Consider the following 12,410-nt stretch of genomic DNA (forward strand, 5'->3'; position numbering starts at 1 on the left):
AACATCCCCGAGCCGGGCATTCCCGAGTCGTTCAAGGTGCTGATCAAGGAGATGCAGTCGCTGTGCCTCAACGTCGAGGTGCTCTCCAGCGACGGTATGTCCATCGAGATGCGCGACACCGACGAGGACGTCTTCCGCGCGGCGGAGGAGCTCGGTATCGATCTGTCCCGGCGTGAGCCGAGCAGCGTGGAAGAAGTCTGAGGGGGAGATCGCACAAATGCTGGACGTCAACTTCTTCGACGAGCTTCGGATCGGGCTGGCGACGGCCGACGACATCCGTCAGTGGTCGCACGGCGAGGTCAAGAAGCCGGAGACGATCAACTACCGCACCCTCAAGCCGGAGAAGGACGGGCTCTTCTGCGAGAAGATCTTCGGTCCGACCCGCGACTGGGAGTGCTACTGCGGTAAGTACAAGCGAGTCCGGTTCAAGGGCATCATCTGTGAGCGCTGTGGCGTCGAGGTGACGCGCGCCAAGGTGCGTCGTGAGCGGATGGGCCACATCGAGCTGGCCGCGCCGGTCACGCACATCTGGTACTTCAAGGGCGTCCCGTCGCGCCTCGGCTACCTGCTCGACCTCGCCCCGAAGGACCTGGAGAAGGTCATCTACTTCGCGGCGTACATGATCACGCATGTCGACACCGAGCTGCGTGAGCGTGACCTGCCCTCGCTGGAGGCGAAGATCTCCGTCGAGCGGCAGCACATCGAGCAGCGCCGTGACGCCGACATCGAGACCAGGCAGAAGAAGCTCGAGTCCGACCTGGCCGAGCTTGAGGCCGCCGGCGCCAAGGGCGACCAGCGCCGCAAGGTGCGTGAGGGCGCCGAGCGCGAGATGCGTCAGCTGCGCGACCGCGCGCAGCGCGAGCTCGACCGCCTCGACGAGGTCTGGAGCCGCTTCAAGAACCTCAAGGTCCAGGACCTCGAGGGCGACGAGCTGCTCTACCGCGAGATGCGTGACCGCTTCGGCCGCTACTTCAAGGGCGGCATGGGCGCGCAGGCGATCCAGGACCGCCTGATCAGCTTCGACCTCGACGCCGAGGCCGAGAACCTGCGCGAGACCATCCGCAGCGGCAAGGGCCAGAAGAAGGCCCGCGCGCTCAAGCGGCTCAAGGTCGTGTCGGCGTTCCTCAACACGACCAACTCGCCGCGCGGCATGGTGCTCGACTGCATCCCGGTCATCCCGCCGGACCTGCGCCCGATGGTGCAGCTCGACGGTGGCCGGTTCGCGACCTCCGACCTCAACGACCTCTACCGCCGGGTCATCAACCGGAACAACCGCCTCAAGCGTCTGCTCGACCTCGGTGCGCCCGAGATCATCGTGAACAACGAGAAGCGGATGCTGCAGGAGGCCGTCGACGCGCTGTTCGACAACGGCCGTCGCGGTCGCCCGGTCACCGGTCCCGGCAACAGGCCGCTGAAGTCCCTCAGCGACATGCTGAAGGGTAAGCAGGGTCGCTTCCGCCAGAACCTTCTGGGCAAGCGCGTCGACTACTCCGGCCGTTCGGTCATCGTCGTCGGCCCGCAGCTCAAGCTGCACCAGTGCGGTCTGCCCAAGCAGATGGCGCTGGAGCTGTTCAAGCCGTTCGTGATGAAGAGGCTGGTCGATCTCAACCACGCCCAGAACATCAAGTCGGCCAAGCGGATGGTCGAGCGCGCCCGCCCCGTGGTGTGGGACGTGCTCGAAGAGGTCATCACCGAGCACCCGGTCCTGCTCAACCGCGCGCCGACGCTCCACCGCCTGGGCATCCAGGCGTTCGAGCCGCAGCTCGTGGAGGGCAAGGCCATCCAGATCCACCCGCTCGTCTGCACCGCGTTCAACGCGGACTTCGACGGCGACCAGATGGCGGTGCACCTGCCGCTGTCGGCTGAGGCCCAGGCCGAGGCACGCATCCTGATGCTCTCGACCAACAACATCCTCAAGCCGGCCGACGGCAAGCCCGTCACCATGCCGACCCAGGACATGGTGATCGGCCTCTACTGGCTGACCACCATGAAGGAGGGCGCCAAGGGTGAGGGCCGCGTGTTCGGCTCGATCGCCGAGGCGCAGATGGCCTTCGACCGCCGCGAGCTGGAGATCCAGGCGAAGATCCAGATCCGGCTCAAGGACGTCCTGCCGCCGCGTGACTGGGTGGCTCCCGAGGGCTGGGAGCAGGGTGACCCGATCCGGCTCGAGACCACGTTCGGGCGGTGCCTGTTCAACCAGACGCTGCCGGACAGCTACCCCTTCGTCGACTTCCAGGTCGGCAAGAAGCAGCTGTCGACGATCGTGAACGAGCTGGCGGAGACCTACCCGAAGATCGAGGTCGCCAACTCGCTCGACGCGCTCAAGGACGCCGGCTTCCGCTGGGCGACCCGCTCCGGTGTCACGATCTCGATCGAGGACGTCGTCGCGCCCCCGAACAAGACCGACATCATGGAGAACTACGAGCGCCGGGCCGACAAGGTCCAGCGCGAGTACGAGCGTGGTCTGATCACCGACGAGGAGCGCCGTCAGGAGCTCATCGAGATCTGGACCCACGCCACGGCCGACGTCGAGACCGACATGGTCAACGCCTTCCCGGCGACCAACCCGGTCTGGATGATGGTCAACTCCGGCGCCCGTGGTAACAAGATGCAGGTCCGGCAGATCGCCGGCATCCGTGGTCTGGTGTCCAACACCAAGGGTGAGACGATCCCGCGGCCGATCAAGGCCTCGTTCCGCGAGGGCCTGTCGGTGCTGGAGTACTTCATCTCCACCCACGGTCAGCGGAAGGGTCTGGCTGACACCGCCCTGCGTACCGCCGACTCGGGTTACCTGACCCGTCGTCTGGTCGACGTCGCCCAGGACGTCATCGTGCGCGAGATCGACTGCGGCACCGACCGCGCGGTCCCGCTCCACGTGGCCGACCGCGACGCCTCGGGCAACCTGGTCAAGGCGGAGAACGCCGAGTCCAACGTGCACGGCCGCATCCTGGCCGAGGACGTCGAGGTCGACGGCAAGGTCATCGTCCCGGCGGGCGTCGACATCAACGACATCCACGTGACGAAGCTGGTGGAGGCGGGCGTCGAGACCGTCCGCACCCGCAGCGCGCTCGTCTGCGAGGCCAAGATCGGTGTCTGCGCGACCTGCTACGGCCGCTCGCTGGCCACCGGCAAGCTCGTGGACGTCGGCGAGGCGGTCGGCATCATCGCCGCCCAGTCGATCGGTGAGCCCGGCACGCAGCTGACGATGCGGACCTTCCACACCGGTGGTGTGGCGGGCGCCGACATCACCCACGGTCTGCCGCGTGTCACGGAGCTGTTCGAGGCGCGCATCCCCAAGGGTGTCGCCCCGATCTCCGAGGCCGAGGGCCGGGTCAGGATCGACGAGACCGACAAGACCAGGAAGATCGTGATCACCCCCGACGACGGGTCGGAGGAGATCGCCTACCCGGTCTCGATGCGTTCGCGCCTGCTCGTGCAGGAGGGCCAGCGCGTCACGGTCGGCCAGCAGCTGGTGGCCGGTGCGGTCAACCCCAACGAGGTGCTGCGCATCCTCGGCCCGCGGGCCGTGCAGCTGCACCTGGTGGCGGAGGTCCAGCAGGTCTACCGCTCGCAGGGTGTGTCGATCCACGACAAGCACATCGAGATCATCGTGCGGCAGATGCTCAAGCGCGTGAACGTGCTGGAGTCCGGTGACACCGACCTGCTGCCCGGCGAGCTCGTGGAGCGTCCGCGCTTCGAGCAGATGAACCGCGAGACGGTGGCGGAGGGCGGCTCGCCGGCCGCCGGCCGTCCGGTCCTCATGGGCATCACGAAGGCGTCGCTGGCCACCGAGTCGTGGCTGTCGGCGGCCTCCTTCCAGGAGACGACCAGGGTGCTGACGGACGCGGCGATCCACGCCAAGTCCGACTCACTGCTGGGCCTGAAGGAGAACGTCATCATCGGTAAGCTCATCCCGGCCGGTACGGGCATGCCCCAATACCGCAACATCCGGGTCGAGCCGACCGAGGAGGCCAAGGCGGCGATGTACACCGTCGGTGGCTACGACGGCTCCGCGGCCGACTACACCTTCGGCACCGGCAGCGGCGAGGCCGTGCCGCTGGAGGAGTACGACTTCGGCCAGTACAACCGGTAAGACGGCTCAGGGCGGCGCGCCCGGGTCCCTCGGTGAGGGGCCCGGGCGCGTCCCTTTTCCGGGCCGCTCACAGGCGCGTACGTAGTCATCCGGCGTGGAGTGGGACAAAACACGGTTACGGTCAGGTGGCGGTTCGCTGACTTGGGGACGGGACACCCTGAGGGCCTATATCATTGGTCCGGAGCTGTGGATGGGCTGGATGAGATAGGCCCAGGCGACCCGGAGTGGCAAGGCTTGCCCGCATTGCCGCGCCGTTTTGACGTGTCGCCAGGGCCTGGGTAGTCTTGAGCATCGTGCCCGTCTTCTAACGGGCTCTCGACCGTGCGCTCAATTGCGGGCGCGGGACGGCTTCCTGGCTCGTAATCCTCGCGGACGTGTCTGTGCGAATAGCGCGACACGCCCGAGCGCGGGGGCACCGAGACAAGAAAAACCAGCAGGTCATGACACCGGCAGTACCTGCGATGCAAGACCCATGACGTAACACCGGCCAAGGCACGAAACGGAGTGGCAGTGCCCACTATTCAGCAGTTGGTCCGCAAGGGCCGGCAGGACAAGGTCTCCAAGACCAAGACTCCTGCCCTCAAGGGGAGTCCGCAGCGGCGCGGCGTGTGCCAGCGCGTTTACACCACCACCCCGAAGAAGCCCAACTCGGCACTGCGCAAGGTGGCCCGCGTTCGGCTCACGAACGGCATCGAGGTCACGGCTTACATCCCCGGTGTGGGCCACAACCTGCAGGAGCACTCCATCGTGCTCGTGCGTGGCGGTCGTGTGAAGGACCTGCCTGGTGTTCGCTACAAGATCATCCGCGGTTCGCTCGACACCCAGGGTGTCCGCAACCGCAAGCAGGCCCGTAGCCGCTACGGCGCGAAGAAGGAGAAGAGCTAATGCCGCGTAAGGGTTCTCCTGGCCGCCGTCAGCTGATGGCTGACCCGGTTTACAGCTCGCCGCTGGTGACCGCCCTGATCAACAAGGTGCTTCTGGACGGCAAGCGCTCCATCGCGCAGTCGATCGTCTACGGCGCCCTTGAGGGCTGCAGGGAGAAGACGGGCAACGACCCGGTCGTCACCCTGAAGCGTGCGCTTGACAACGTCAAGCCGACCCTCGAGGTCCGCAGCCGTCGCGTCGGTGGCGCGACCTACCAGGTGCCGGTCGAGGTGCGCGCCGCGCGCAGCACCACCCTGGCCCTGCGCTGGCTGGTGCAGTACTCCCGCGCCCGCCGCGAGAAGACCATGACCGAGCGCCTCATGAACGAGCTCCTCGACGCCAGCAACGGCCTCGGGGCGAGCGTGAAGAAGCGCGAGGACACCCACAAGATGGCCGAGTCCAACAAGGCCTTCGCCCACTACCGCTGGTAGTGGATCCGACGAGACGACGAGGACGCGAGAGAAGTGGCCACCACGACCGCTCTTGACCTGGCCAAGGTCCGCAACATCGGGATCATGGCCCATATCGACGCGGGCAAGACCACCACGACCGAGCGCATCCTGTTCTACACCGGTATCAACTACAAGATCGGTGAGGTCCACGAGGGCGCTGCCACGATGGACTGGATGGAGCAGGAGCAGGAGCGCGGCATCACCATCACGTCTGCCGCGACGACGTGCGAGTGGCTCGGTCACACCATCAACATCATCGACACTCCCGGCCACGTCGACTTCACCATCGAGGTGGAGCGTTCGCTCCGCGTCCTCGACGGGGCCGTCGCCGTCTTCGACGGTGTCGCGGGTGTCGAGCCCCAGTCGGAGACGGTGTGGCGGCAGGCTGACCGCTACAACGTCCCGCGCATCTGCTTCGTGAACAAGATGGACCGGGTCGGCGCGGAGTTCCACCGCTGCGTCGACATGATGATCAGCCGTCTGGGCGCCACGCCGGCCGTCATCCAGCTTCCGCTGGGTGTCGAGGCCGACTTCAAGGGCGTCATCGACCTGATCACGATGAAGGGCCTCGTCTGGAGCGCCGAGGCGGCCAAGGGCGAGATGTACGACACCGTCGACATCCCGGCCGACCACGCCGACGCCGCCCGCGAGTGGCGTGACCGGCTCATCGAGACCGTCGCCGAGAACGACGACGAGCTGATGGAGCTCTACCTCGAGGGCACCGAGCCCACCGAGGAGCAGCTGGTCGCGGCGATCCGCCGGGCGACCCTGTCCAGCGCCATCAACCCGGTCCTGTGCGGCACCGCGTTCAAGAACAAGGGCGTGCAGCCCCTGCTCGACGCGATCGTCGCCTACCTCCCCGCCCCGACCGACATCCCGTCCTTCAAGGGTCACGCGGTCGGCAACGAGGAGAAGGTCATCGAGCGGCACGCCGACCCGGCCGAGCCCTTCTCGGCGCTGGCGTTCAAGATCGCGAGTGACCCGCACCTGGGCAAGATCACCTACATCCGCATCTACTCGGGCACGCTCGAGGCCGGTTCTCAGGTCGTCAACTCTGTGAAGGGCAAGAAGGAGCGGATCGGCAAGATCTACCAGATGCACGCGAACAAGCGTGAGGAGCGCCCGTCGGCGATCGCCGGCCAGATCGTCGCGGTCATGGGTCTCAAGGACACCACGACCGGCGACACCCTGTCCGACCCGTCGAACCAGGTCGTGCTCGAGTCGATGACGTTCCCGGCTCCGGTCATCAACGTCGCCATCGAGCCCAAGACCAAGGGCGACCAGGAGAAGCTGTCCACCGCCATCCAGCGGCTGGCCGAGGAGGACCCGTCCTTCCAGGTCCGCCGTGACGAGGAGACCGGTCAGACGGTCATCTGGGGCATGGGCGAGCTTCACCTGGAGATCCTCGTCGACCGCATGCGTCGCGAGTTCAAGGTCGAGGCCAACGTGGGCCGCCCGCAGGTGGCTTACCGCGAGACCATCCGCCGCAAGGTGGAGAAGATCGACTACACCCACAAGAAGCAGACCGGTGGTTCCGGTCAGTTCGCGCGGGTGATCATCGACCTCGAGCCGCTGGGCGAAGGCAACGACGGCTACGAGTTCGAGAACAAGGTCACCGGTGGCCGCGTCCCGAGGGAGTACATCCCGTCGGTCGACGCCGGCGCCCAGGAGGCCGCCGAGTTCGGCGTGCTGGCCGGTTACCCGATGGTCGGCGTGAAGGTGACGCTGACCGACGGTGCGGCCCACGACGTTGACTCCTCGGAAATGGCGTTCAAGATCGCTGGCTCGATGGCCTTCAAGGAGGCCGCGCGCAAGGCGGACGCCGTGCTCCTCGAGCCGATGATGGCCGTCGAGGTGACCACGCCCGAGGACTACATGGGTGATGTCATCGGTGACCTCAACGGTCGCCGCGGGCAGATCCAGTCGATGGACGAGCGGGCCGGCGCCCGTGTCGTCCAGGCGCTCGTGCCGCTGTCTGAGATGTTCGGCTACGTGGGTGACCTGCGTAGCAAGACGCAGGGGCGCGCGAGCTACAGCATGCTGTTCGACTCCTACGCGGAGGTGCCTCCGGGCATCGCCAAGGAGATCGTCGCGAAGGCCCGGGGCGAGTAGTTTCCGGTCCGGCCGCGCGAGCGGACGGACCGGGCTCACGTCCTGGTCCCTGGTGCGGTGGTCACAGCGGCCGCCGCACCGCCAAGGGGTTCGGAATCTCCCGGGCCCGAGTGTGTAGACGAAAGTCAGTCAGATTCTCTAAGGAGAGAACCAGTGGGCAAGGCCAAGTTCGAGCGGAACAAGCCGCACATGAACATCGGCACCATTGGGCACATCGACCACGGCAAGACCACGCTGACCGCGGCGATCACCAAGGTGCTCCACGACCGTTACCCTGAGCTCAACGCCGCCACGCCGTTCGACAAGATCGACAAGGCGCCGGAGGAGAAGGCTCGCGGCATTACGATCTCCATCGCGCACGTCGAGTACCAGACCGAGAAGCGCCACTACGCGCACGTCGACTGCCCTGGTCACGCCGACTACGTGAAGAACATGATCACCGGTGCCGCTCAGATGGACGGCGCCATCCTCGTGGTCGCCGCCACCGACGGCCCGATGCCGCAGACGAAGGAGCACGTCCTCCTGGCCCGCCAGGTCGGCGTCCCCTACATCGTCGTGGCCCTCAACAAGGCCGACATGGTCGACGACGAGGAGATCCTGGAGCTCGTCGAGCTCGAGGTCCGTGAGCTCCTTTCCGCTCAGGAGTTCCCCGGCGACGACCTGCCCGTCGTCCGCGTCTCCGCCCTCAAGGCTCTCGAGGGTGACGAGAAGTGGGCCGACAGCATCATCGAGCTCATGAACGCCGTGGACGAGAACGTCCCCGAGCCGCCGCGTGACACGGAGAAGCCGTTCCTCATGCCGGTCGAGGACGTCTTCTCGATCACCGGTCGCGGCACCGTCGTCACCGGTCGTATCGAGCGCGGCATCGTCAAGGTCAACGAGCAGGTCGACATCATCGGCATCAAGCCGGAGAAGACCACGACCACCGTCACCAGCATCGAGATGTTCAACAAGATGCTCGACGAGGGTCACGCCGGTGACAACGCCGCCCTGCTGCTCCGTGGCATCAAGCGCGACGACGTCGAGCGCGGCCAGTGCATCATCAAGCCGGGCACGACCACTCCGCACACCGAGTTCACCGGCCAGGTCTACATCCTGTCCAAGGACGAGGGCGGCCGCCACACGCCGTTCTTCAACAACTACCGCCCGCAGTTCTACTTCCGTACGACGGACGTGACCGGCGTGGTGAACCTCCCCGAGGGCACCGAGATGGTCATGCCGGGCGACAACACCGAGATGCGCGTTGAGCTGATCCAGCCCATCGCCATGGAGGAAGGCCTCAAGTTCGCGATCCGTGAGGGTGGCCGCACCGTCGGCGCCGGTCGGGTCACGAAGATCATCAAGTAGCCAGACCGTTGGGGCGGCGGTCGGCCCCGGGCTCCGGGACCGACCGCCGTACCACGTCACAGCCGGAACCCGCCCGCGAAAGCGGGCGGGGGCCGGCGGCGAAAGGCCCCATGCAAGGCGCCGTGATCCAGCAGTGGCTTCGGCCGGCAAGCATCACGTGACCGAAGTCACTGCCGGATCACGGAAGAAAAGGCAGATCGACTACGTCTGCCTCGTGGGGTTACGCAGGCTTCGACCTGCACGAACAGCGGCAACAGGCCGCACGATACTTTTTCAGACGACAGCGAAGGACACCGAGGCCACTATGGCGGGACAGAAGATCCGCATCCGGCTTAAGGCCTATGACCACGAGGTCATCGACAGCTCGGCCAAGAAGATCGTCGAGACGGTGACGCGGACTGGCGCGAAGGTCGCGGGCCCGGTGCCGCTGCCGACCGAGAAGAACGTGTACTGCGTCATCCGCTCGCCGCACAAGTACAAGGACAGCCGCGAGCACTTCGAGATGCGCACGCACAAGCGGCTGATTGACATCATCGACCCGACCCCCAAGACGGTCGACTCGCTCATGCGGCTCGACCTCCCCGCGGGTGTCGACATTTCGATCAAGCTCTGAGGGAACGCACTGACATGGCTAAGACGATCAAGGGCGTCCTGGGCAAGAAGCTCGGCATGACCCAGGTCTTCGACGCGGACAACCGGATGGTGCCGGTGACCGTGGTCGAGGCCGGTCCGTGCGTGGTGACCCGCGTCCGCACTCCTGAGAAGGACGGCTACTCCGCCGTACAGCTCGGCTTCGGGCAGGTCGACCCCCGGAAGGTCAACAAGCCGCTCGGCGACTACCTGCGTAAGCACGACATCACCCCGCGCCGTTACTTCGCGGAGATCCGCACCGACGACGCGAGCGACTACACCCTGGGCCAGGAGCTGCTGGCCGACACTTTCGAGGCCGGCCAGTTCGTCGACGTGACGGGCAAGAGCAAGGGCAAGGGCTTCGCCGGTGTCATGAAGCGGCACGGCTTCGGTGGTCTGGGCGCGTCGCACGGTACGCAGCGCAAGCACCGCTCGCCGGGTTCCATCGGTGGCTGCGCCACCCCGGGCCGCGTTTTCAAGGGTCTGCGCATGGCCGGTCGGATGGGTAACGTCCGCACCACCGTGCAGAGCCTGAAGGTTCACTCCGTCGACGCCGAGAACGGTCTCATCCTGATCAAGGGTGCGATCCCCGGCGCCAACGGCAGCCTGGTCCTCGTCCGCACCGCTGCCAAGAAGGGGGCATCCAAGTGAGCACCACTATCGACGTCCTCGACGCCAGCGGCGCGAAGACCGGCACCGTCGACCTGCCCGAAGACATCTTCGGCGCGAAGGTCAACGTTCCTCTGATCCACCAGGTGGTCGTGGCCCAGCTCGCCGCTCGCCGGCAGGGCACCCACAAGGCCAAGACCCGTGGTGAGGTCTCCGGCGGCGGCAAGAAGCCGTACCGCCAGAAGGGCACCGGCCGCGCCCGTCAGGGCTCGACCCGCGCGCCGCAGTTCGCCGGCGGTGGCACCGTCCACGGCCCCGTGCCGCGCGACTACTCGCAGCGCACGCCCAAGAAGATGAAGGCCGCCGCCCTGCGCGGCGCCCTGTCCGACCGGGCCGGCGGCGGTCGCGTCCACGTGGTGAGCTCGCTGGTCTCGGGCGAGACGCCCAAGACCAAGGCCGCCCTGGAGGCTCTGCGCAAGATCACCCAGGCTCCGCGCGTCCTCGTCGTGGTCGACGCGGACGACGAGCTGAGCTGGCTGAGCCTGCGCAACGCTCCGGAGGTCCACCTGCTGGACGCCGGGCAGCTCAACACCTACGACGTGCTCGTGGCCGACGACGTGGTCTTCACCCAGGAGGCGTACGACCAGGTCGTGGCGCGGCTGAGTGGCGGGAAGGAAGACGCCTGATGGAGAAGATCGCCGACCCGCGCGACATCATCATCAAGCCGATCGTCTCTGAGAAGAGCTACGGCCTGATCGATGAGAACAACAAGTACACGTTCCTGGTGAAGAAGACCGCGAACAAGACCCAGGTCAAGATCGCCGTTGAGCAGATCTTCGGGGTCAAGGTCACCAGCGTGAACACCATCAACCGGCAGGGCAAGCGCAAGCGGACCCGTACCGGCTACGGCAAGCGTCCCGACACCAAGCGCGCGATCGTGAGCCTGGTAGAGGGCGATCGGATCGACATCTTCGGTCAGATCGGCTAGCAGCCATAGGAATGAGCGCGGGCCGCAGGGTCACGCGCGGGGTGAGACCGTCGCACTCCGGTGCGGCGGGCTCACCCATGTAACCGACGAAGGATGAACGAAAAAGATGGGCATCCGTAAGTACAAGCCGACGACTCCAGGTCGCCGCGGGTCGAGTGTCTCGGACTTCTCCGAGATCACCCGCAGCACGCCTGAGAAGTCGCTGCTTGCGCCCCTTCACAGCAAGGGCGGCCGCAACGTACACGGCCGAGTCACCGCTCGCCACCAGGGCGGCGGTCACAAGCGCGCCTACCGGATCATCGACTTCCGTAGGCATGACAAGGACGGCATCCCGGCCAAGGTCGCTCACATCGAGTACGACCCCAACCGCACCGCCAACATCGCTCTGCTGCACTACGCCGACGGCGAGAAGCGCTACATCATCGCGCCGACCGGCCTGAAGCAGGGCGACCGAATCGAGAACGGCCCCGCTGCCGACATCAAGCCGGGCAACTGCCTGCCGCTGCGCAACATCCCGACGGGTACCTTCATCCACGCGGTGGAGCTCCGTCCGGGCGGCGGCGCCAAGCTCGGCCGCTCCGCGGGCGCTCAGATCCAGCTGCTCGCCAAGGAAGGCCAGTACGCCACCCTGCGTATGCCGTCCGGTGAAATGCGCATGGTCGACGTGCGCTGCCGGGCGACCGTCGGCCAGGTCGGCAACGCCGAGCAGGCCAACATCAACTGGGGCAAGGCCGGCCGTATGCGGTGGAAGGGCAAGCGCCCGACCGTTCGCGGTGTCGCGATGAACCCCGTCGACCACCCGCACGGTGGTGGTGAGGGCAAGACCTCCGGTGGTCGCCACCCGGTGAACCCGAAGGGCAAGCCCGAGGGCCGCACCCGCCAGGCCAACAAGTCCAGCGACCGGCTGATCATCCGTCGTCGGAGCAAGAGGAAGAAGCGGTAGGAGCAGCCGAGATGCCACGTAGCCTTAAGAAGGGTCCCTTCGTGGACGAGCACCTTCAGAAGAAGGTGGACGTCCAGAACGAGAAGGGCACCAAGAACGTCATCAAGACGTGGTCGCGGCGCTCCATGATCGTTCCCGACATGCTCGGGCACACGATCGCCGTGCACGACGGCCGCAAGCACGTCCCGGTGTTCGTCACCGAGTCCATGATCGGCCACAAGCTCGGAGAGTTCGCCCCGACGCGGACGTTCCGCAGCCACGTCAAGGAAGACCGCCGCAGCCGGCGGTAAGCGTCCCGGAAGTAGGAGAAAG

Annotated in this window: 12 protein-coding genes; all 12 read left to right on the forward strand. The window is 66.4% G+C overall.

Annotated elements, in window-relative coordinates:
* Positions 1-201: hypothetical protein (locus tag AB0K28_RS03285; protein WP_364364541.1), on the forward strand; the 201-nt coding region annotated here is incomplete at its 5' end.
* Positions 202-217: 16 nt separating this feature from the next.
* Positions 218-4,093, forward strand: a complete 3,876-nt coding sequence (locus AB0K28_RS03290; protein WP_364364544.1) for a DNA-directed RNA polymerase subunit beta' — start codon at positions 218-220, stop codon at positions 4,091-4,093.
* A gap of 510 nt (positions 4,094-4,603) precedes the next feature.
* The gene (gene rpsL / locus AB0K28_RS03295) at positions 4,604-4,978 is read left to right on the forward strand and encodes a 30S ribosomal protein S12 (RefSeq protein WP_020542315.1); all 375 of its coding nucleotides are present in this window, start codon (positions 4,604-4,606) and stop codon (positions 4,976-4,978) included.
* Positions 4,978-5,448, forward strand: a complete 471-nt coding sequence (gene rpsG / locus AB0K28_RS03300; RefSeq protein ID WP_020542314.1) for a 30S ribosomal protein S7 — start codon at positions 4,978-4,980, stop codon at positions 5,446-5,448. The genes rpsL and rpsG overlap by 1 nt, the downstream gene beginning before the upstream one ends.
* Before the next feature lie 33 nt (positions 5,449-5,481).
* Positions 5,482-7,581: an elongation factor G gene (gene fusA, locus AB0K28_RS03305; protein ID WP_345395629.1), complete on the forward strand. Its 2,100-nt coding sequence runs from the start codon at positions 5,482-5,484 to the stop codon at positions 7,579-7,581.
* A gap of 153 nt (positions 7,582-7,734) precedes the next feature.
* Entirely contained in the window at positions 7,735-8,928 is a 1,194-nt protein-coding gene (tuf, locus tag AB0K28_RS03310) for an elongation factor Tu (protein WP_345395632.1), read from the forward strand.
* 304 nt (positions 8,929-9,232) lie between these two features.
* A complete protein-coding gene (rpsJ, locus tag AB0K28_RS03315; protein ID WP_012887830.1) occupies positions 9,233-9,541 on the forward strand; it encodes a 30S ribosomal protein S10 in 309 nt (102 codons plus the stop codon).
* Between the two features lie 14 nt (positions 9,542-9,555).
* Positions 9,556-10,209 carry a 50S ribosomal protein L3 gene (gene rplC, locus AB0K28_RS03320; RefSeq protein ID WP_345395635.1) on the forward strand — a complete coding sequence of 218 codons (654 nt, stop codon included), beginning with the start codon at positions 9,556-9,558 and terminating at the stop codon, positions 10,207-10,209.
* On the forward strand, positions 10,206-10,853 hold the full coding sequence (gene rplD / locus AB0K28_RS03325; RefSeq protein WP_345395638.1) for a 50S ribosomal protein L4: 648 nt from the start codon (positions 10,206-10,208) through the stop codon (positions 10,851-10,853). Before rplC ends, rplD begins: the two co-directional genes overlap by 4 nt.
* The gene (gene rplW, locus AB0K28_RS03330) at positions 10,853-11,155 is read left to right on the forward strand and encodes a 50S ribosomal protein L23 (protein WP_345395641.1); all 303 of its coding nucleotides are present in this window, start codon (positions 10,853-10,855) and stop codon (positions 11,153-11,155) included. Before rplD ends, rplW begins: the two co-directional genes overlap by 1 nt.
* Before the next feature lie 106 nt (positions 11,156-11,261).
* Positions 11,262-12,098 (forward strand): 50S ribosomal protein L2, encoded by an 837-nt coding sequence (gene rplB / locus AB0K28_RS03335; protein WP_111180890.1) that lies wholly within the window; start codon positions 11,262-11,264, stop codon positions 12,096-12,098.
* An 11-nt stretch (positions 12,099-12,109) separates the two neighbouring features.
* Entirely contained in the window at positions 12,110-12,388 is a 279-nt protein-coding gene (rpsS, locus tag AB0K28_RS03340; protein WP_049572698.1) for a 30S ribosomal protein S19, read from the forward strand.
* Positions 12,389-12,410 lie beyond the last annotated feature (22 nt).

This window comes from Nonomuraea sp. NPDC049504, from assembly GCF_040676845.1.
Classification (GTDB): domain Bacteria; phylum Actinomycetota; class Actinomycetes; order Streptosporangiales; family Streptosporangiaceae; genus Nonomuraea; species Nonomuraea salmonea.

Excerpts from the sequence above, each read along its gene's own strand:
- AB0K28_RS03290 (WP_364364544.1), top strand. The coding sequence starts at position 218 with ATGCTGGACGTCAACTTCTTCGACGAGCTTCGGATCGGGCTGGCGACG.
- rpsG (WP_020542314.1), top strand. The coding sequence starts at position 4,978 with ATGCCGCGTAAGGGTTCTCCTGGCCGCCGTCAGCTGATGGCTGACCCG.
- rpsJ (WP_012887830.1), top strand. The coding sequence starts at position 9,233 with ATGGCGGGACAGAAGATCCGCATCCGGCTTAAGGCCTATGACCACGAG.
- rplC (WP_345395635.1), top strand. The coding sequence starts at position 9,556 with ATGGCTAAGACGATCAAGGGCGTCCTGGGCAAGAAGCTCGGCATGACC.
- rplW (WP_345395641.1), top strand. The coding sequence starts at position 10,853 with ATGGAGAAGATCGCCGACCCGCGCGACATCATCATCAAGCCGATCGTC.
- rplB (WP_111180890.1), top strand. The coding sequence starts at position 11,262 with ATGGGCATCCGTAAGTACAAGCCGACGACTCCAGGTCGCCGCGGGTCG.
- rpsS (WP_049572698.1), top strand. The coding sequence starts at position 12,110 with ATGCCACGTAGCCTTAAGAAGGGTCCCTTCGTGGACGAGCACCTTCAG.